The 21,060-nt window shown below is 56.3% G+C and carries 17 protein-coding genes; 9 read left to right on the plus strand and 8 right to left on the minus strand.

All coding sequences use genetic code 11. The annotated features are described in order from the left end of the window. The coding region (locus K2Q04_RS17325) for a sugar phosphate nucleotidyltransferase (RefSeq protein ID WP_291165952.1) at positions 1-187 on the minus strand (187 nt) is incomplete at its 3' end. A gap of 18 nt (positions 188-205) precedes the next feature. Continuing rightward, a complete protein-coding gene (locus tag K2Q04_RS17330; RefSeq protein ID WP_291165953.1) occupies positions 206-2,161 on the minus strand; it encodes a glycoside hydrolase family 5 protein in 1,956 nt (651 codons plus the stop codon). A gap of 270 nt (positions 2,162-2,431) precedes the next feature. Between K2Q04_RS17330 and K2Q04_RS17335 the strand changes: the two genes are divergently transcribed. Further along, entirely contained in the window at positions 2,432-3,427 is a 996-nt protein-coding gene (locus K2Q04_RS17335; protein WP_291165954.1) for a glycosyltransferase, read from the plus strand. A 30-nt stretch (positions 3,428-3,457) separates the two neighbouring features. On the opposite strand, the gene K2Q04_RS17340 is transcribed toward K2Q04_RS17335, so the two are convergent. Next, positions 3,458-4,528 carry a glycosyltransferase family 4 protein gene (locus K2Q04_RS17340; protein ID WP_291165955.1) on the minus strand — a complete coding sequence of 357 codons (1,071 nt, stop codon included), beginning with the start codon at positions 4,526-4,528 and terminating at the stop codon, positions 3,458-3,460. A 573-nt stretch (positions 4,529-5,101) separates the two neighbouring features. Between K2Q04_RS17340 and K2Q04_RS17345 the strand changes: the two genes are divergently transcribed. The 3 genes from K2Q04_RS17345 to K2Q04_RS17355 are packed head-to-tail and all read left to right on the plus strand — an operon-like array spanning position 5,102 to position 8,747. Next, positions 5,102-5,815 carry a sugar transferase gene (locus K2Q04_RS17345; protein ID WP_291165956.1) on the plus strand — a complete coding sequence of 238 codons (714 nt, stop codon included), beginning with the start codon at positions 5,102-5,104 and terminating at the stop codon, positions 5,813-5,815. A gap of 41 nt (positions 5,816-5,856) precedes the next feature. Further along, positions 5,857-7,524 carry a hypothetical protein gene (locus tag K2Q04_RS17350; protein WP_291165957.1) on the plus strand — a complete coding sequence of 556 codons (1,668 nt, stop codon included), beginning with the start codon at positions 5,857-5,859 and terminating at the stop codon, positions 7,522-7,524. Between the two features lie 2 nt (positions 7,525-7,526). After that, entirely contained in the window at positions 7,527-8,747 is a 1,221-nt protein-coding gene (locus tag K2Q04_RS17355; protein WP_291165958.1) for a polysaccharide biosynthesis/export family protein, read from the plus strand. Positions 8,748-8,760: 13 nt separating this feature from the next. Here K2Q04_RS17355 and K2Q04_RS17360 read toward each other — a convergent pair whose 3' ends face one another. Genes K2Q04_RS17360 through K2Q04_RS17370 form a run of 3 tightly spaced genes read right to left on the minus strand, consistent with a single transcriptional unit; the run spans position 8,761 to position 11,932 of the window. Beyond that, complete coding sequence (locus tag K2Q04_RS17360) at positions 8,761-10,038, minus strand: polysaccharide biosynthesis protein GumE (protein ID WP_291165959.1); 1,278 nt, start codon at positions 10,036-10,038, stop codon at positions 8,761-8,763. Next, on the minus strand, positions 10,028-10,804 hold the full coding sequence (locus tag K2Q04_RS17365; protein WP_291165960.1) for a WecB/TagA/CpsF family glycosyltransferase: 777 nt from the start codon (positions 10,802-10,804) through the stop codon (positions 10,028-10,030). Before K2Q04_RS17365 ends, K2Q04_RS17360 begins: the two co-directional genes overlap by 11 nt. A gap of 15 nt (positions 10,805-10,819) precedes the next feature. Then, entirely contained in the window at positions 10,820-11,932 is a 1,113-nt protein-coding gene (locus tag K2Q04_RS17370) for a glycosyltransferase family 4 protein (protein WP_291165961.1), read from the minus strand. Positions 11,933-12,259: 327 nt separating this feature from the next. On the opposite strand from K2Q04_RS17370, the gene K2Q04_RS17375 reads away from it, so the two are divergent. The 3 genes from K2Q04_RS17375 to K2Q04_RS17385 all read left to right on the plus strand — a co-directional run bounded on the left by K2Q04_RS17375 (position 12,260) and on the right by K2Q04_RS17385 (position 15,602). After that, positions 12,260-13,570 carry an MATE family efflux transporter gene (locus K2Q04_RS17375; RefSeq protein ID WP_291165962.1) on the plus strand — a complete coding sequence of 437 codons (1,311 nt, stop codon included), beginning with the start codon at positions 12,260-12,262 and terminating at the stop codon, positions 13,568-13,570. Positions 13,571-13,763: 193 nt separating this feature from the next. Then, positions 13,764-14,504, plus strand: coding sequence for an adenosylcobinamide amidohydrolase (locus tag K2Q04_RS17380; protein ID WP_291165963.1), 741 nt, complete (start codon positions 13,764-13,766; stop codon positions 14,502-14,504). A gap of 270 nt (positions 14,505-14,774) precedes the next feature. Continuing rightward, the gene (locus K2Q04_RS17385; protein ID WP_291165964.1) at positions 14,775-15,602 is read left to right on the plus strand and encodes an LssY C-terminal domain-containing protein; all 828 of its coding nucleotides are present in this window, start codon (positions 14,775-14,777) and stop codon (positions 15,600-15,602) included. 100 nt (positions 15,603-15,702) lie between these two features. Here the strand turns inward: K2Q04_RS17385 and K2Q04_RS17390 are convergent, their stop codons facing one another. Continuing rightward, positions 15,703-18,507: an autotransporter outer membrane beta-barrel domain-containing protein gene (locus K2Q04_RS17390; RefSeq protein WP_291165965.1), complete on the minus strand. Its 2,805-nt coding sequence runs from the start codon at positions 18,505-18,507 to the stop codon at positions 15,703-15,705. A gap of 508 nt (positions 18,508-19,015) precedes the next feature. On the opposite strand from K2Q04_RS17390, the gene K2Q04_RS17395 reads away from it, so the two are divergent. After that, positions 19,016-19,816, plus strand: a complete 801-nt coding sequence (locus K2Q04_RS17395) for a pentapeptide repeat-containing protein (RefSeq protein WP_291165966.1) — start codon at positions 19,016-19,018, stop codon at positions 19,814-19,816. Between the two features lie 107 nt (positions 19,817-19,923). Here the strand turns inward: K2Q04_RS17395 and K2Q04_RS22250 are convergent, their stop codons facing one another. After that, entirely contained in the window at positions 19,924-20,352 is a 429-nt protein-coding gene (locus tag K2Q04_RS22250; RefSeq protein ID WP_366935765.1) for a cytochrome c, read from the minus strand. A 257-nt stretch (positions 20,353-20,609) separates the two neighbouring features. On the opposite strand from K2Q04_RS22250, the gene K2Q04_RS17400 reads away from it, so the two are divergent. Beyond that, positions 20,610-21,053 (plus strand): c-type cytochrome, encoded by a 444-nt coding sequence (locus K2Q04_RS17400; protein WP_291165967.1) that lies wholly within the window; start codon positions 20,610-20,612, stop codon positions 21,051-21,053. The last annotated feature ends 7 nt before the right edge of the window (positions 21,054-21,060 follow it).

Raw genomic sequence — 21,060 nt, forward strand, 5'->3', positions numbered from 1 at the left:
TGTTGCACAGGAGGATCGGCCGCTCGAAACCCTGAGGTCCCGGCAGCCGCCCGAGCGCCGCGCCGAGGAACGACGAGTTTTGATCGTTGAAGAACCGAATGAACTGCTTCGGATACATCGCCCGCGAGAGCGGCCATAACCGCGTCCCCGACCCGCCCGACAAAATGACTGGGTAAATATTGCTCACGACGTCCCCTCACGACTGTCAGCGCGGAATGTACTTTTTCAGTTGGTCAAGCATTGGTGGCGCCGCGCCGCCCGGGAAGGGGCGCGGCTCGACGAGATAGGGATAGTTCTTATCCCACCAGGGGCCCGCGGCCCAATACGTGAAACCTATGTAGCCTCCCTCGGATGGCGTCGCCATCGCGCTCTTCCAACTGTTGAGCATATCCTCGCCCTCGTGGAGACAAAGGAAATTATTGGCCCACCCCGCCTCGCCGATGATGCCCTGCATCTTGTACTTCTTCAGCCACGTCGTGAACGGATCGAGACGACGCGAACCGCTGAATGGCATGCAGAAAGAGGATGTTCCGGAAGAATCCAGGTCAAGGTATTGATGAGCTTCAACGGCGAAGTTGTTCAGAGGATCGTAGGCCTTGAGAACCTGCACGCTGTTGTCCGATGAATCCCACGAGTGCGCACCATCCCAGTACGAACCTTGAAAGACAATCTTGTTGGGCGCGCCGGCGTCCCGAATGGCCAAAGTAATTGTGTTCGCCGTCTTTATCCACTCGAGCGCCGACTGCTCGTGCGGCTCGTTCATCAGGCCAAACCAGATGTACGGGTTGTTCTTGAAATGCACAGAGAGCTTCGCCCAGAGCTCCGCCAACTTTTGATTGGAAACGCCGTTGGAGCCAGCCAGTCCCGTCCCCTTGCCGTCGTCGCTGTAATACGATCCGTAATTGTGCATATCCAAGATGCAAACAATCTCGTTTCGCGCACACCGTGATGCCACGCGACCGAGTTCCTGCAGATCCTGAGGGCGAATTTCTTTGTCAGGACCAGGCTGGATGTTTTGAAACTTGAACGGGACGCGAAGGATCTTGAACCCCTGCTCCTTGGACCAGTCGATCCGCGCATTCTCCGGATAGACGTAATCCTTGTTGAACGTCGTGCCCTGACCGAATTCACCGCTCGCCATATTGACGCCCATCGCGGGCTTCGCCGGAGGCAAAGTCCAGTCCCCGAGATGAACGCCTGCACGGCCCGCATCGATCTCCCCGGTCTCGTTGTCTTTAAGACCGAGAACAAAATCTCCGGATTTAGGATCATCGCGCGCGGTCAGCGTGAACTTTATAGGAAACTTCGTTTGAGCATCGACGATCAAAACGCCGCTCGATGGATCATACGTTCCCGGCGGCACCGCTGCAGCTATCGCATCGCCGACCTGACCCTGAAAGGCACCCTCATCCACCGTACTGCTCGGATGGATACTGATGCGAATCTTGGTCGGCTTCTTGATCGCGGCTCCGCTTTCATCAAGCTCGAAGGCAACGCTTTCACCGGCCGCAATCGCCGGAACGGAACGCAAAATAGACCATCGGACAGCGCGATCATCGCCGCCCGCAAAGCGTGGGCCCTCGGTAACAAGCTTAAAGGTTGATGAGTCATGAATAGTCGCCGGATTGACCGACCCCGGAGCAATCATGAAATCGATTTGCTCCTGCTTCCCTGGTGCCCACGGAGCCGCATCGCTGCCCGTAAAATTTCGCCCGCGTGCAAACTTGAACGGGAAATTCAATTCATAGGTGCCGGCGGGCAAGCGATATTCAAAATTATGCGATGTCACCGGTCCAAGTGACAGACCGGGCCGCGATGAAAGAGCCTTCTGCGCGACGACGTCATAGGACTCTTCCAACAAATTGTCGTCGCTCGCCACGCCCGAAACTTGCATCTGAACCGTTTGCCCATCGGTCACACGGCAGGCGAACAGATCGACATTGAAGCGCTCGCCCTCCGACAAGACGAGAGGGTCGGCACCGATGACATAAACCCCATCCTGCTTGTTCCGGCAAAAATCATCCGGTGACTTTTCGCTAGGCGTATCGCTAGCGGCGAGATCGCTTCCGGCTGCCAACGTTTGAGAACCGCCCACTGGCGTGAATGCAGCTGTCACGAACGCGATTACGACAACGGAAGGCAGCTTGAAGTAATCAAGCATCGATCTCACTCCCGGATGCCTGCTGTCATCCGCCCTGCAAATCACGCCCTGCACTGATGACTGCAGCGAGACAAAAGCAGCAACAACACCTACTCCTGCTCTCGAGGGAAGTTCCTGCCGACGAGCCTGAAGTCACTTTTCCTGCTGCGCCGTTTATGCGGCATTGATTCTGAGCTGCCGAACCGGCTTGATCGTCATCGACGAGAACGAAACACCTGAGCCCCCCAGGGAACGCTGCCGCACGTTGCCGCAGACGAATTGGAGGATCGAATGTCAGATCCGGTCAGTGTGTGCATCCCGACCTACGAACGGCCTCGGCTCTTACAGGCTGCAATTCACTCATGCGTAACGCAGGCCTACCGGCCGTTGCGCATCGTCGTTGGCGACGATTCCCGCACGACAGAAACCAACGAAATGCTCGATGCCTTCGCTGTTCCCGACGGTGTGAGCATTGAATATTTGCCAAGGACGTCGGTCGCGTCCCAACGCGACAACATTATTAGGTTATTCAATCACGTCGCCACGCCGTACGTATCGTTGCTACACGACGACGACATGTTCGCACCGAGCGGAATGGACCTTACAATAAAGGCCGCCTACGAAAACCCCTCGGCTATTGGCGCATTCGGCGTCCAGCAAATTGTCGACGCAAGCAGCGCACTGCTGCCTGCGGAAACAGAGCAATTCAATAAAACGTACCTTAGAACCAAAGAGTATTTGGACCGCATTCATAGCATTTGGTTTTCGGTTTTATCCCTACAGCTGCCAAGCAACGGCTTTTTGCTAAGGACTGCCTTGGCAAAACGTGCAGCAACGGCCTTGCCCGCCAACCCCGGCTCTGCGGTTGACGTGGCATTTGCTCTGCGATTGGCAGAGTTGAGCGGCGACGCATCGCTCTTCCTCACCTCCAGCGTAACGCATCGCTACCGGTTGACACCGGGAGCCGAAACCGAACGCCTCGATCATCTTCCGATTTACACGTTCTTGCGCGAGATCAACATACCCGCCGCCTACCGCGATCTTCAAAAGCAGCGCTTGGCAATTTTCTTAGTTGCGGCCATCAACGAACGGCTAAGCCGCGGAGACATGCAAACCGCGCGCGAATTGATACTTTCGAACGACTATCCGGCGGAGCTTCGGTTGCGGCCGATGGGCATCTTTCACACGGCCGCAGCGCACCTGAGATTGCCGCCCGCTGTCGCTCGCCTGCCCTATGCGATCAGCCGCAAGAGACGATTTACGCGCCAAACTGCCGTAAGGGTCTGAATCAGGCTCTCGACATTCGGGGCGCATGAGCTACGAACCGTTGCGGCGAACCAAAGCATCCAGCGCCGCGGCGTAAGTATTTCTGCCAAGATATGATAAGAACTCGACCTTTGCCTCGCGTGCCCGCTTGATCGAACCGGCACGATCGCTTCTCACTTTCTGAAGCTCGTGCGCCGCAGCCTCGACGGACGGCTCTGCCCACACGGCATCGGAAACGCCGTGATACGCCGGATCGTCATCGGCAAACGCAACGAGCTTGTAGGCGACCGCCGACAGCTTGTCTGGCGAGCAAAAATCAACATTACCGGACCAGCCGGTCGCGATAACGGGAACCTCCATAAGTATCGCCTCTGCGATCGTCAGCCCGAAACCTTCCGAGCGATGCAACGAGATGTAGGCGTCTGAAGAACAATAAAGTTCTGAGAGTTGCTCATCCGACCAGACTTGATCGATGACGCTGATATTCCGGCTCTCGCCGATCTCGCTCCTGATCACAGCGAGATCTTGCGGGTACCGCTTCCCCTGTGACGTCTTCAAAACGAGTTCGACGCCCTCTTCATCGCCGAATGCCGCTCTAAACCCGCGTATGACCGCGAGCGGATTCTTCCTTTCGAAGGAGGAACCCAAATTGAAAACGGAAAGAACCCGGAAAGTCCTGTCTTTCGGCCTCACGGGAACCACATTGCCCATATCTAACTGGATCGGATGAGGCACCGTAAGCACTGGCTTCATCGTGTAGCGCTGCATCGTTCTCTGGCAAAAACGACTTGGAACCATGAACGCATCGACGTACCGCATAGCGTCGATCCAGTCCTTAGGCAAACACTCGAGTTCCCACGCCCAGTACGCAATGTTGTATGATTTGTAGTAGGAGCGGAGCCCTGCCGTGATGATGCCGGGTAGCAGCATCGGCGCGTTCAAATGAAATATCGAAACATTCGTTCGAAGGCTCTGGGAGCCACGTTGATACGTTACATCGTCTCCGCTCGCGTAAAGCCCCGCCACGTCACACGTCGAAATTTCGCAGCCGTAATTCTCAAGCTGCTGAATGCAGAGCCGCGCCGAACGGCCAAGCCCTGAGGCCGATGACAGGAGTCCCACGACCATGATCTTCGTAGGCGGATCACGAAGAGAACCGCGCGCAGGCGGCATGATCCTCGGCAAAATATGACGGCGGGCAAAGCGGACAGGCTTTCTGAAAAGTTCGCTTCGCAAGAGCGGCAGCCATTTCAAAACTGGATCAAATAGGCGACTGTGATCGCAATGCGGATCGACCCACTAAACTACGACGCCTACGGACAAAAAGACGCATTAGCCAAGCTTTCACTTCTGCGGTTGATAGCTTAGATTTTTGCGGTGCTACCGTGAACCTCCGCTGAAACGCATAAAGCGGAGAACGGGTTTTTCTTATTTAGAAAATAGTAGCGCAACGAAAAGCCAAACAACGAGCGACACGCCTCCGACGAATAGAAGCCCTAACAATCGGGCTCTTCCCCTGCTGATCTGAGCAGGAGCCACCGAATTGGCGGCATCGGCAGTCGAACGAATATCTTCCTCCGTCGGATCGTTTTTTCGTTCGCCAGAATTGATCGATGAATGAGTGGAATTCATTTTTTCTAATACCTGAGCAGATCTCAGATCTGCGCTGAGTTACCTCATTTTGGAGGAGCGTGCATGCATTTCCGCACCGTCTCTGACGCCGAAACAATTCTTCTTAACGATCAATTTCAACATCGTGAGCTTGCCATCTCCGCAGAGCCCGGCGCGCAAGCACTGCTTCATGCGCGCGCCCACAAGGCCAATACCGCTTTCTTGAAGCGCTCATTGGATATCATTGTATCGGGCGCGTTGCTAGCGTTTCTGGCGCCAGGTCTCATACTCATCGGGCTTCTCATTCGCCTGGAATCCGATGGACCTGCATTGTTTCATCAAAAGCGCTTCGGTCGGAATGGCAAAATTTTCACATTGATGAAGTTTCGCAGCATGAAGGTGCAGGAGTCCGATGGCGCCTTCGTTCAAGCGAGAATCGCCGATCCGCGTTTCACTGCTCTTGGCCGATGGCTTCGTCGAACCAGCGTCGATGAGCTGCCCCAACTGTTCAATGTGTTGATGGGCGACATGTCATTGGTCGGCCCTCGTCCTCACGCTATTGCGATGGACCAGCATTACGCCCGTATCATTCCCCACTATTCAGATCGACTTCTCGTCCGACCTGGCCTGACCGGACTGGCTCAGATCTCCGGCCTGCGCGGCCCGACGAACACCTACGAAGATATTTCGATGCGCGTGAATCGTGATCGTGCCTACGTACGGCGCTGGTCGTTCCTGTTGGACCTCAAAATTTTGGCGCGCACGCCTCTTGCCCTGTTCGGGCCAAACGCTCTCTGACCAAGCACCTCCTGAGTACTCGGGCATAGAAAGGCGCTTTGATGCTGGTTCGCAACCACGATGCGCGAAGGGCGCCACCCCATTCCAGCCAATTTCTTTGGGATACCATCTCGCGCCACCGGACTATTCTGGTCGCTCTCCCGGCACTCTTTCTCGCGATGGCCGCGGCCTACGTATTGACGAGAGGATCGAGCTATACTGCAGCCTCGCGCTTGGTCATCGATAATCGAATTCTTCAATTCAATCCCCAGGAGGCCATCCTCCCGACATCGTCGATCAGCTCTCCATTGCTGCAGAGTCAGGTAGCGATCCTGCTGTCCGATAAGATCGCCCGCGATGCAATGAAATCATTGGGCTTGATCAACGACCCCGAATTCCTGCCCAAATCCTCCGCGTCAGAAACGGAGCAAAAGCGGGAAGCCCGAGTCCTCGACAAACTACAGAACAAGATACACGCGAGCCGCATCGGCGAAAGCTATCTGATCGACGTGCGCGCAACATCCGTTGATCCGGTTAAGGCCGCAAAAATCACGAATGCCGTGGTCAAGGCGTACCTGGACGATCAGGCAAATTCGAACGCTGACGTTGCGAACTCCGTCAGCCCGTGGTTGCGCAGCAAGGTCGCGTCACTCGGAACGACGGCTCGCGTGGTGAGCGAAGCAACACCTCCGTTGAAAAGAGACCAGCTGCCGGACGGGTTCATCCTCGCCCTCGGCCTGGCATCCGGATTGGTCTTTGGCTTCACGTTGGCCTTCACACTCGACTGGTTCGACAATCGGATAAAAACACGCGAGGCCGTTGAACGGGTGTGCGATGCGGAGTGTTTCGGCATGTTGCCGTGCATGAAAAAAGCGCCATGGTACTCGAAACTGGCCTCCCGCAAACGTTCACTCACGAACCGCCATACCGTTGCGTCGGATCCGTCTCTCCTTTGGGCAATAACCAATCCGCGAAGTCACTTCGTTCATGTCCTGAGAAATACCCGAGCGGCCATTCTCGAGCACAAAGACAGCAATCCCGTCATTATTGGCATTACTTCTCCTGCGTCTGGCGAAGGCAAATCTGTCGTGGCCGCCAACCTTGCGAGACTTATGGCCATCGCAAATCAGAAAGTCCTTCTGGTCGACGCGGATCCATATAGCGCTGGCCTTACCGCGTTGCTTTCCCCTGGAGCTTCCGCTGGATTGGCCCAAGCGCTCGATGGCCGCAATCTGCCGGACATACTTTGGACATGCGATAAGACCGGCCTCGAATTTCTACCTAACCCCGCGAGCGAGAACGGCTCGCACCCGGGTTTCCTCCTCAACGCGACGAACGAAAAATTCTTCACCGAATTGACGCGGGATTACGACAGGATCTTCATCGACCTGCCCCCTCTTGATCCGGTTCCAGACGTCCGCGAGGCTCAACCGATTGTGCACGGAATACTGCTCGTCATCGAATGGAATAAAACTTCGGCCGAACAGCTGGCGATGATCTTGGATTCAGCAGGCCCCGTAAGATCCAAGCTTATCGGCGTACTCCTCAATAAAGCCGGCGACAAAATGTTCCGAGGACGACGTTCGCCGCCGCGGCAACCACATGCATCAGCCCACATGAAAAGTAAGTTCAATCCGTCGTCGAGAGGCCTTGGAATGGACCCGCCCGGAGACAACATCGGAAAGGGCACTCCACCGGTCCCTCATATTGAATGGACAGCGGGAGAATGAAAATGTCGAACCCCCTCATGCGCGCATTATTTGGCCTGACGTTACTTCTCGTTGCATTGCCTGCAACGCCGATCATTGCAGCTGATTACACCCTCGATACGGGAGACAAAGTTCGCATTGCCGTTCACGACTGGCCCGACCTTTCCGGCGAATTCAATGTCACCGCGACCGGAACGATCTTCCTTCCTCTGGTCGGTGAAGTTCCGGTCAGAAGACTCACCGCCTCGCAGGTCGCTACCAAGGTCGCAACCGAGTTACAGCGGCGGCAGAAGTTGAACGACCTTCCGAGCGCGACGACGGAAATCGTCATTTTCAGGCCGTTTTACGTTCTCGGCGATGTACAAAGCCCAGGCGCCTTTCCATTCAAACCGGGCTTGACGGTTATGCAGGCCGTCAGCGTCGCAGGCGGATACTATCGCCTCGTTGACGTCGCCTCCTTGCGCCTCGAACGTGACGCGATAGCCGCGAAAGGCGACATAGACGTATTCCAGACGCGCATGAAACAACTTGCCGCCCGCCAGATAAGATTGGCAGCAGAGCAAAGCGGCACAAAGGACTTGGTCTTTCCGCCCGAATGGAACAAGTTGGACAGCACTTCGCCTGAAGCGCGCCTCGTCGCCGAGGAACGAGGCATCTTCGCGACGAATAACGACAGCTTCGAACAGCGCAAGGCAACGTTCGATCGCTTTCATCAGATCTACGAGGGCGAGGTCACGTCAATAAAAGCGCAAATCGAAAGCGAGAGAGAACAATATCGTTCAGTGCAAGACGAACTCGCAAGCGTCACAGGGCTCGTGGCGCAAGGCTTGACGCAGAAGCCACGGAAGCAATTGCTCGAGCGCACGCTCGCGCAAGTATCCGGAAATATCCAGGGCATGAATACGCTCGTCTTGCAAGCGCAGCAGAACATCAGCCAGACCGAGCAAGCGAAACTCGATTTGGTGGTTCAACGAGCCGAACGCATCAATCGAGACACACAAGCGACTCGCGCCGAAATAGATGACACGAATGCAAAAATCGCGACTGCCAAGAGATTGGTCTTCGAAGCTCAAGTGGCGACGCCGGACACCCTGCTTCGCACAACCAAGGGCCACTTCACGATTGCGAAGCAGGGCCATGGCGAACCAATGCCGGCGAGCGCGGGCACACAGCTCGAGCCCGGTGATGTGTTGACAGTTGAGCGCTCCCATTCCCCAGAGCCGACCCAATCCGCCCAAAACTAAACAGGAGCACCAATCACGAAGCCAGATCGCCAGTCATATCATCTTCAGCCATCGGCTTGATCGCCGCTCCATACAAGAACCATAGAAACGCGGCGGATTTGATTGAAAACAGCGAATAGCTGACAAGAAGGTTGAGCCCGATGAAAATGGCGACCGCATGTGTTGCACGCCGAATGCGGAGTCGGATTTCCATGTCCGGAACATGATCGCTCGCCACGAGCGTTGTGAACAACCACACGAAACCGCCCCCAAGCGCGGTTTGCGTAACGATCAGGTAAGTCAATCCACTATCGAGATTGTCGTTGATCTGGCTCCATTCGGCCATGCCAAGCACATCGTAAAAATTAAGATTTCCCGCAAGTTCCATCGTTTTCGCTACGCGACCGCCGAAGTCGTCACTCAGAGGATCTGGGTGAAATGCATAAACCCCGATTGCGCCGAGTATCACGATCGTCGGCAAATAGAAGACCGCGGCGCGCGACGGCAGCTTGGACGCCAGTGGTACACAAAGCAGGATAAGGGCCGAAGTGACTGTCGCAAAACGCCCATCGCAGGCAACCAGCAGAGAAACGGTCGAAACGACAAGCCAGGTCCGCATGATCAACGAAAGTGTCGACCAGAAGCAGATGAGCAAGATGACCATGATGCAAACGTAATTGCCGAGCGAAACCGGCTCGAGAAATATCGAGGACACGCGGTGAATATCGACAAAGGAAAAAAAGCGCTCGCCCGGCCGTGTCGCACTGACGAAAAGCGACGAATCCGAGTTCCAGAAGTCGTCAGCCGTGAAGTTGCGGGAATTTATGTAGTAACTCCTGACATCAAAGATGTCTGAGAAGAGATCGGGATTGGCGACCTCCAGGAGAGCAAAGAAAACGACAATGAATTGCAACTTGGAAAACAATGATACGGGACTGCTCGAATACCGCAAACCGAGCATCACGAAGACCGGTATCGACAGCACGTCGCGAATGTTCTTTGCAACCAACTCATCTCTAAACAGGCTTACGACCAACCCCATACCGATGAGCAGGAACATGAGCGCAAGCCACGGGCGATCATGAGGGGCAAGCGTCAATGCCAGAAGAAGGGCGCTGCAGAAAAATATCAGCAACTCCGCGGCGATCACCTCCCCATTCGTCACGGCCGTCACGTGTGCATTGACTGCTGCGAGCACCGCGTTGAACAGCAGAGTTGCGATCATTATCACAGCGATCAGCTTATCTACGGCTTCTCGCGTCAGCACGTCGAATGGAATGTCTACATGCGGATCATACCGCTCATAACTCACGCCTCAGCCTCCCCCATCGTGAAGAGACCGTGATGCGATCGAGCACAACAGCAGCAAGGAAATATACGACCTCGATTGTATATCGTCGCCACAGCCGCGACGGCTCCTGAGTTATCCGGAATACCCATTCGCACTTTAAGTTCCGCAGCCAGCGGGGCGGGCGATTTACGCGCCCGGTTTCGACGTCTAGATAACCGCCGACACCCAGAGCGAGAACACCGCACGCCGAGTTCTTCTCCGACATCCACTGTTCCTGCTTCGGATTCCCAAGAGCAACGAGCACAACCTTTGCATGCGCGCGCTTGATAGCGTCTACAGCCACATCTGGGTTATCGCAGTACCCGTCGCACACTCCGCATATTTCGGATTGGTATTTCTGACGGAGGATCTCAGCCGCACGACAAACGACCGCCGGACGAGAGCCATACAAAAACACAGGCGTCTGTTTAGGCAGTCTCTTGAGCAGTTCCGGCGTTAAATCCGAGCCATTCAAATTCTCAGGAAATCCTTTTCCGTACAAAATCCGCGAAGCGATATCGACCCCTACGCCGTCGTTCAAAACAAGCATTCCATCGAGCTGACGTTGAAGCAGCGGATCTCTCCGCGCCTTCATCAACAAATTTGCGTTCGCAAACGCCACGTTCATGGATCGGGAAGTCCGGAGCCCATCGACAATAACGTCCAGCGCCTCGGACTTGCTGAGTGTGGCGACATGCACACCAAATATCTCTCGGCTTGGGAGCCATGGCAAACAGCTTTGCGACATCCCAACTCCTCAGTGTTAAGTCTCGCTCGCAATAGCATCCTGGTAGGTCGTTTGAATTCGGGCTGCAGCAGGAGGCCATGCACACCCCAACGCAAAACGACGCGCGCGTTCTCGATCTTGAATATTCTGTGTCTTCTCCCACTGGAGAAACCGCTCCGCCGAAATCGCGGCATCGGTAAAATCAAGCAGCAAACCCGTCGCCGAACGTTCAAAAATTTCTTGAAATGCGGAATTCTTTTGCATGACCGGCAACAGCCCGGCCGACATCCCCTCCACCTGAACCAAGCCGTAGCCTTCGTACTGCGACGCCGACACCGTGAACCCACAATCCTTGATCAACGCCTGAAGTTCGGGGCAATCCAGATACCCAAGGCGATGAATGCTGTCCGTCAACTTCGCGGCACGAATCTTGTTGTTCAAGCGATCCTCATCGCTGGCCGTTCCTGGCCCGACGATGAAAAGCTTTCTCGTGCAATCCGCTCTCATCAGGTGCGCAAAAAACGGAATAAGACGGTCGACGGATTTGTTTTCAGCAATCCGGCCCCAATAAATTAGGTTACGACCGCCAGCGTAAAGCCACGGAAACGGCTCGACGGGGTTCAGCAACACCTCCGACCGGATCCCGATCTCTTGAAGCCTGCTCTGATCGTTACGGCTCACCGCGAAGATCTTTTTCGCCTGTGACAGCGTCACTCGTGAAATTGTCCTGAAGTAGAAATTTTTAAGTTTGTCGAACTTGTGCGTATGAAAAAAGAGACCGTGCGAGGTCACAATCAGCGGCGGAACGCCAAGTCTTCTATAGATGCTGATGAGATCGGTGAATTGATCCAAAGAGTGCAGATGAATGATATCGTATCTGCGCAAAAATTTCGGCGATAAGAGCGGAATGAAAAATCGGCTGAAGCCGACATAAGGCACGCGCACGACAATCGAACGATTGACTCGCTGCACCTTTTTCAATCTGCGCGACGTGCCGAACATCCGGTCCAAGGTAAGGACCGTGACGCGAGAAGATCCGGACTGCCTTTCGACAAGTTGCCTTACATATTCTTCCAGACCTCCGACCGAGGGAGGGTACTGGCGCACAACATGCAGCACGCGAAGCGGCGGCTTTGAGTAGGCATCCATGGCAGCTACTCGCCTAGATAACTACGAAACGCGCTGCCCACCGATCATCACCGTAACCCGGAGCAAAACGAAAGTAACCGTGCACAGCTGACGCAGGGCTTTGAGACGTTCGATCACTACGGCAATAATGATCCGTACACATTTCCTCAGCGAAGCCTCACTGCTCGAAACTTGGCTTTTTGGCGTTTGATGCGAGCAGCGCTCAAATGTCCAGTTGCCCGTCCCACCAATGCGCAGTCTCATCGGCGCGCATCGAGCCAGTGTCACGGCGACGTTCACTCATCCGATAGGCCATAGGCCTCTCAACTCAACGATGCAGCAGGGCACATGGGCACCGCGAAACATTCGTCTTTCGCAGAGTGGAAGCTGCTCGTAACCTACGTTTCCCGAGAGCGAATAGAGCAATCGTCCGCGCTGTTCTTACGGATATGCAGCGCGGGGCTCGGCTATATCATCATCGCGCTCGCGGCCCGCATAACGACCGCGCAAGGCTTCAGCGATTTCGTTCTGCTGATGTCATCCGCGGCACTTTTTGGCGGCGTCGCAACGATCGGCCAAGAGTCGATTTTGCTTCGCGACCTGCCCCTCGTAGTCGCACGCGGAAATCATGGGTTTCGCCCGCTATTGAAACGCTGCTTAATCATAGCGGGCGCAGGGCTGCTGTTCTTCGCGGCCGTCGGGATGCTCTACGGTTACCACTCGCTTCGGTCATCGGACTTTGAAATTCTTGGCGTCCTCGGCGGCCTCGTTGTCATGAGCGGATTGAACGAGCTCAACTTCGCAATTCAGCGAGGATGCGGACATACGTTGCCGGCAGTCTTCGTAAAGGAAATCGCCTGGAAGCTGATCCTCGCGGCGGGACTGGTCATCATCGCTTTCGGCAACGCGCATCCCAACGCGACGCTCTTGGGTTGGCTGCTTCTGGTGGCCTACCTCGTCCCCATCACAGTATCGGCGGTGTTTGTGGCGCGTGCCTGGTACCGAACTCCACAAGGCGATGCCGCCGCACTGTCGGAATATCCGAAGCCCAGCGGCGTTGCCTTCTTTGCGCTCAATTTTATTAGCCAAGCGGGAACGCAAATCGACATTCTCGTTCTCGGCATAATGTCTTCTGTCTCGAGCATGGAGCTCGGCGCGTACTACGCAGCCCAGAGGACTATACAGATCCTGTACCTGCTGCCCTATGGAGCTGCGATCACCAGCGCGCCCCTCATTCCGTTGGCATACAGCGAACATAATCCCCGCGAGATCGTGAGGCTGTCGCGGCAGATCTCTCGAGGCGTTGGATCGATCGTCTTGTTCCTGTCAGTTGTCATGCTGATCTTTCGCACCGAGATCATGTCGATATTCCGCCCGGAATTCGCGAACTACGCGATCCTTCTCCCGGTTCTTGCGCTCGGGCCCCTGGTATCAGCAATCGGCGGCTTGCATAGCCTCGTCGCTCCGATGTGCGGGATGGAGCGCGAATACTCACGCGCGCGCATCTGCATCATCGCGGCGGGAACAGCCGCCAAGATCGTTCTCGCAAGCCAAGGTCTGCTTCTTGGGATTGCTCTGTTCAACGCGTTCGAGGCGATCGTCACCGCCGCGGTCGGAGTGCTGATGGCCCGCCGGCGCCTCGGCGTTTGGATCGTCTAGCGGCTTTCGACGCCGTTGCGCAACAAGCCTTCCCCGACAAATGTTGCATGATTAAACCGCAGCAAGGCGTGGAGACATCTCGACGCTTGGCAACGACCGGAACCGCAGCTAATCCAACACAAAGCACGCTGCAATCCTGCGTTGGATGCCCACGCATTCGCACAGTAGCATAAACCCCGGGGCACGGCAGTCGATGAGGCGAAAGGAACATGCGGCGGACGAGGTAACCGGAATATGCGCCGCGGACCTTCCAAGCCTTCCTTTTGCCCTCTCCCACACGCAACGGCTCCTGGTCGCAAGCTTCCATGAGCCTCAGCAAATGCTGAGTTGGTCGCTCACAAGGCCGGGATTTCAAATGGCTCGGCGAGTGGCGTGGATCGAAATCCGTGATGCCGATTTGCCTGCCGGTCAGGATGCCGAGCAGATCATCACCATCCGCATCGCGAAAGCCAAGCTGGCGGATGCCATCTCGCTAATCACCTCGCGCGACGTGAGCAGACATCACACGTCACAGGTCACGATTGACGACGTCGTCGCGACGTGCGTCACCACCGTCGGGCTCTCGAATGGGGAGAGAGTAGGCCAGCGGTTCGCCACCACACGGACAGGCGTAGGTACGATCAACACGATGGTGCATGTATCAAAGCCGCTTTCGGAAGCCGCTTTGATCGAGGCGATTACGATTGCAGCTGAAGCAAGAACGGCCGCTATTCTCGATGCTGGCGTGCGTCGGTCCGGCGTGGCCATTACGGGGACGGGGACTGACTGCATCGTCGTGGCCGCACCGCGTGGCGGCTCCGTACGGTTCGCGGGCATGCATACGGCCGTCGGCGAAGCTCTCGGAGCGTCGATCTACAAGGCAATGCGCGACGGCATAGCTACATGGCTCCAGGATATGGAGGCCATGGAGCTCGCCGCCGGCGTTGAAGGGTAGAATTCAAGCTGCTGCCGGCTAAGCAGACCGCGGCTCGAGCGTCCAATCCGACCTTCCCGAGGGCCTCCGGAATAAGGCCGTCAGTGGTACAACCGGAGCAGACTCGCCGCCGACGATAACGAGTCAATGCAGAAAAGCTGCCACACTCGGCAGAATGCGGAGACCCAGCTCACTTTTCGTTCGAACCGTCAAATTTGATTGCATCCCGAATCGGCGCATCGAAATAATGATCGCAAGGCGCGGCTGGCAGCGGCGGAGGCGTGAAAGGATATGCGGTTAGCAATTCGCACATTGCAGCGGATAGCTATTTTCGGCCTCGGCGTCTTGAGCGTCTGGCTGATTGTGGATGTCTTTGAATTGGTCGACCGCAGACTGCCGTGGATCCTCGCGGTGAGCGCCACGTACGTCATCGGCGCATATCTCATTCTCCCGCGCGCCGTCCGGATGGGTCTCAAAATTCTCCAACGTCAACACGTGCCGAGCTTCACGATCACGGGAGATGGCCTGCCAGGCGACCCCGTGAACTTGGCATTGGCGGGCACCGCGGCTCAACTCCGCGCTGCATTCGCGGCCACGGGGTGGGTCGAAGCGGATAAGTTGGACATCGCCAGCTCATGGCGAATGGCTCGGGCCTTCGTCCTCAACACGTCATACCCGACAGCGCCATTTAGCACGCTCTATCTTTTTGGACGCGGTCAGGACGTCGGGTTTCAAAAAGCGATCGATAACAGCCCCCGCAAGCGCCACCACGTTCGCTTCTGGGCCCAAAACCTCAAGAATGGCGAGACGGACTGGAACTCAGCCGCCTTCTGGCTGAACGACGAGCGACCAGCGGACGATGAGCACGTGCTCTGGGTGGGAGCCGGCACCAAGGATACCGGCTTCTCTTTGACCCGCATGACGTTTCAAATGACACACGCGACCGACTCCGACACCAACGCCGAACGGAATTTCATCGTCGAGGAATTGAGCAAGCGCGGCGTCATAGGAAACGTGACCAACTACAAAACCGGCGACGAGCTGGTCACGAAGCACGTGAACCACTACGTCACTGACGGCGATGTCGCAGTTGCCGAGTTGGCAGCTCCAACGAATTGATTGGAATTCAGGCCGCCGCGTCTGCAGAAAACGAAAAAGAGGACCGCGAGCAACCGCGATCCCCTGGCCTCAATAACCCAGCGCTCAAATGAGCTTTGGGTTAGAAGTGAACGTCGACACGGGCTGAACCGATGTGCGCCAGGTAATCCTCGCGAACGTTGGCGTCGTAGTTCAGTTCGAATGTCGTTTCCGCGCTGATCTGAGCGAGCATTCCGACGCCGAGTGCCGCGGTGTCTCGTCCAACCGCCGGTCCGCCTGCCGCGAAGGTGCCGCCGCCTGCTGCAAAGCTGGCCGTGACGTTCTGTGCGTCGTCAGCGAATTCATGCAGCCACAGTGCGCGACCTTGGATGACGGTATCGTTCGCGATTGGAACGAGCGCTTTCAGACCGAGGCCGGACACCAGTGAGTCGTTATCCTGGCTGGCGACGTCGAGCGCCATGCCGCCATCGCTGCTCTCAGTATAGCCGCTCTGGTGAAGCCGCGAATACGTCAGCGATGCGACAGGCGCAAGGATCGTGCTAGCGAAACGCATGGGAGCACCCACTTCGATCGCGGCGTTGAATTGACCGCCGTCATGGTTGCCCTCTGCCTTATCGGTGAAGGGAATGGTCAGCACACGGGTCGTGTCGTAGTCATTCCAAGTGAAGCCCGTGCGCGCCGACGCGTACCATCCAGATCCCTTGACCGCACCGTAGGCTTGGAACAGGTAGCTGTCGATTTCGGTGTTGTTTCGCGAAGTATCTCCGTCACCGGTGATCCGGGTATTTGCATAACCGCCGGCGACACCGACGCGAACTCCGGGCGAGATCCAGTTGTCGTAGCCGGCAAGGGCGCCGTAGATGCGGGCATCATAGCCGTCGACTTGTTCGCGCGTGTTTTGGTTCAACCCGGCTCCGAAGGCCTGGCCCCAGAGCGCCGCGCTGCGGGGAGCAACGAAGTCGGCGTCATCCTTGAGACCGCCACCGAGGTTCGAACGGTTCGGGTCAGACGGCTGCTTCATGCCGAGCCCGGACGGTCCGGATGCGAAGGACGGGGCTCCGCCGGTGGCACCAACCGCATTGAGGCGCATATCGATGTGCTGGCCGACCGCGTTGTTCAAAGCAATCGCGGCTTGCTGGGTTGCAAAGTTCGTTTCAGGCGCAAGCTGATTGGCAGCTTTTGCAACATCGGAGTCGTCCGCCAGTTGCTGGACGGCGCCACCTAGCGCATCGAGAACCGGATCCGCACCCGCTGCATCCATCAATACATTGACTGCTACTGCACCCGGCTTGGATATGCCCTCGATGTCGAACGCGTCCTTGACATCGGCTCCGATGACAAGTGCGTTCCTCGAGTTTTTGGCCGCTTCCCAGCTGACGAGAGCCGAGCCTTCGACTTCCGGAAGAGCCGTACCGAAGAGGGTCGTCGCGACCGTGTACCATTCACCGCTCTTCACCGTGGCGTCGATGACAGGTGCAAGCGTCGTCGTGCGTGCGATCGAAGAAGTTCCGCCAGCACCGTTGCTGATACCGTCCGCAATCTTCAGCGTGCCATCGATCAGACCGATCGTGCCTGCGCCGCTTGCGGTATTGGCGGTTGCGCCGCCGCCGCCAAAGATGTGAGGCGCAATGGTGACCTGGCTATCACGCACCGCGAACGAACCGACGGTTGTTGCCGCCTGCGTCTCGACGGTCAGATTTCCGACATAGGTTCCGGCATTTTCGAATGTAAAGGACTTCGCGCCCCACATGCTCAGTGTGTAGGTGGTCGAAGATCCTACTGCTGCGCCGGCCGTTATTGTAGATGCCGAATTCTCATTGAATGCTTCTGCGGCAGGATTGCCCTGATACGTCGTGCCAGTCGTGGTCGCAGTGGCGAAGCAACCGTTAGCGCCGACCGTGCAAGAACGCCCAGTAACAACTTGCATGCGCTGATCAACATCGATATTGCCGGTCAGCATCGCGCCCTTTTCGTTGATGAGCGTATGTTCGCCATTGCCGTAATAGATATTGCCGTCGATCGTTCCCCTGTTCGTGATCTCGGAGTCGAGCTGGCCGAATTGATTATTGATGTTCAGTCGAGCGTCGGTTTGCGTACCGCCCGTTCCCAGCCCGTTCGAGAGAGCCCACCAGCGCACCGCGTTGCCGCCTACGGCAACGATATCGCCGCTGATCGTTCCGTTGTTTTCGATCGTAGCCGACCGAATCTCACCGCTGTCCGATACGATGCCAAGGGCAATTCCTGCGCCGCGGCCCGCCGTATGCGTGACCGTTCCATCGTTTTGGAGCTCGAATTCCCCAGCGCGGCTGTAGATGCCAGCTGCCAATTGGCCCGACGCAGAAATGGTTCCGCTGTTATTGATCGAGAGCTCTTCAAGTTCCTCTTCCGAGAAAACACCCGCAGCGGCCGACAAGTTGCCGCCGCTCGCCTGTAAAGAAGTGGCAGTGACAGTAGTCAACGTCAGCGGCCCGCGCGTAATGGAGATATTGCCTGTATTGTTGACGGTCATTTCTTCGGTATCACCATTGCCGGCAATACCATAGAGCTGACCACGGCCCGCGCTCGTGAGCGTTATATTACCTGAGTTGTTGATGACATATTCACCCTCATCATCGGCATTGATACCGATGATATTGACCGCATTAAAGGTGTTATTGTTGATTGAGATGTTGCCGAAATTGGTAAGGCGTGCTGCCTCACCCAACGGCACGACTTCTATGCCTGTGGTTGCAGGAAGATTGCCCGGTCCCACCGAAATATTTGTGGTGTTGGTACTGGTGCCGTCACAAACGATGACATTTGGCGCGCTCCCAGAAGTACAAGCTGCTAGCGCCTGCTGCGACACACCCATACTGAGTGCGGCCCCAAGGGAAGCAAGTATCAATTGCGCGGCCGGACGCCTCAAAACGTGAGTTGACACAGACATGACTTCCCCCCTCCAGCCGGACGCTTTCCGGATGGCCCCTTGTTGATTGATTGTCTTTTGAGTGGATCTGGCTGCAGCTCGTCAGCCGGTCACGGTATTTAGATGTTCGACATTTTCATTCGCGGTACCTGTTACTGCGACCCATACGAATTTCCGCGCTTTTAACGGTTTGTAGATATCTGCTGGCGGAGGCGCGGAGATATAGGACTAGTTCCCACAAGCGAAATAATGCGGCGAATGACTTTTACCGTGGCAACTTAGTTACAGCCGATTCAAATGTATTCTGTGCGCCAAAGCGTGGATTCACATCGGATGAGGCAAGCGGATCTCTGCCAATAGCTCCGAAAGGAGGTTGTGCGCGACGCGCGCTCCGAGCCTCTGTTGGCGGACGGACTATTTTTGCCCCTGGGCCGCCCTTGTAAGAGCCCGGGGCGAGTACGTACATATCTATCAGTACAAAGCCGAAGATACGGTCATTCGATCGCCAAGTGCTACCCCGATGGTCCAGATGTTGAAATTCATCGCTGCGAGCTGCGCAGCAATCTTGACGATGGCCAGCGTACCGCCGGCTATGGTCGCTCAAGACATGACCGGCCTCGACACTTCCTCTCCCGCCTTCACGAAATCTGAGATGACGAGAGCGGATATAGAATCCGGTCTGACCAAGCTTCGGGGGGCGGAGATTCTCGATCTCAGCGGCAAAAGTTTGAATGGCCTCGACCTCTCGGGCATGGACCTCAGGCGGACCAAGTTGCAGTCCGCAAGAATCAACAACGTCAATTTCAAAGACGCCAACCTTGAAGGCGTTGTACTGGATCAGGCCTGGGCTCTGAAATCCGATCTGACGGGAGCCAAGCTCAAAGGCTCGAGCCTTTTTGCGACGCAGTTCGGTGGGTCAAAGCTTGATGGCGCCGATTTCTCGAACGCCCACGTCGCAGCGGATTTCAGTAACGCCAGCGTCACGGGCGCAAAGTTCGACGGAGCAGATCTGTCGGCCGACGAAAAAAACCAATCGATGGGACTTATGCGCGGCGCCTTCAAGAGCGCCAAACTTGATGGGTCTTCGTTCAAAGGCGCCAATATGGCTCGCGTCATGATGGAGTACGCGTCGCTCCGCGGAGCGGACCTGACAAACGCAAACTTGAGAAAAGCCGAACTCGCTGCAAGCGATTTAACTGACGCGAATGTTCGGGGCGCAAATTTTGACGGCGCAGACGTCGACAGCGCTCGGATCGGCCACCTCATTAATGCAAATGAAGCCAAGAACTTCGATAAGTTGAAAAATGCTGATCGGAGCGTCCGCGACTGAACGCGGCCGCTTCGTACCCCTTCAACCCTTCAACAGTGCACGGCCATGGCGATTGGCATGAGATGTACAGATGCCACCCAGCGCATCATTGCCCCAACTCTATAAAACTAGGGCTTGGGTTGGCGCAGCGACATTATATATGCCGCGACGTCGCCAAGCTCCTTCCGCGTTAGATGAGCGTTCGGCATCGGCCCATGAGCATTGTGCAACCAATTCGATATGCGCTCGGCTGACTGGTCATGAATATTGGCAATCGCTACAAAGCTCGGCACGTCAGCGTTCACAGCCGAGTTCGGCTGATCTCCGATCATGTGACAGTTCGTGCATAGCGCACGAGCAACGGCGCGCCCGTTTTCGGGATCTGGCTTCTTCGCCTGTATCGCATCGGGTTTCTGAACGGGCTCGTTCTCGTTGGACTGACCATTAGCCAGAGACGTAAAGGCACAAGCAGCGGCGGCAATCGCCAATAGTCTGGCAGCAACAGGGGCGCACCGTTGGATGGGCCTGACGCGCCAAGTAACTGTTCGATGGGACATAGGCACGTCGTGAACTCCTGTTGGTTCAAGTCGAACGAAACCCTATCGAGGCGCGGGCCATTTGCCATTGACGTGGCGCAAATAGAGCTTACCAGCGTTCGAAATCCCTCCGTCGAATTGTATGCCGAATGAAACATATATTCTAAAATCCCGCCCGTCGAGTTCACCCAATCGCGTACATTCCTCGAACATTCTTCTCTGCACATTCAAACATTTGGTAAGCCTTCTCCAGAGGCCAATCAGCCAGAGGTAAGACCATGGCAACCATCGCGCCCGCGAAAGCCAAGCGAGCCTACGCAGGAATCATCATTGCCGCGCTTCCGATTCTCGTCGCGACGGCAGCTGGTGCGAATTCGCCGGCGACGACGGAAGCTTCGTTAGGGCAACTCTTGTTTGCAGGGCATTGTGCTCAATGCCACGGCGCCGACGGGAAAGGGCACGGGCCGGTTGCCGACGTGCTCAAGGTTGCGCCATCCGACCTGACGACCATCAGCATGCGCTCCGGCGGAAAATTCCCGGCCGAACGCATCGCCGAAACTATCCGTTACGGAGGCAATGTTACCGCCCACGGTACGCGCGACATGCCGATCTGGGGCAAAGTATTTAGCGTCCAAGGCGGTGGCGGCAAACGCGGAGGCGCGTTCTCCCGGCAAGCCGTAATTCAGCTGAAAGACTACCTGGAATCCATTCAGCAGAAATAAGCACCGG

Source organism: Hyphomicrobium sp., assembly GCF_019753045.1.
Classification (GTDB): Bacteria; Pseudomonadota; Alphaproteobacteria; order Rhizobiales; family Hyphomicrobiaceae; genus Hyphomicrobium_B.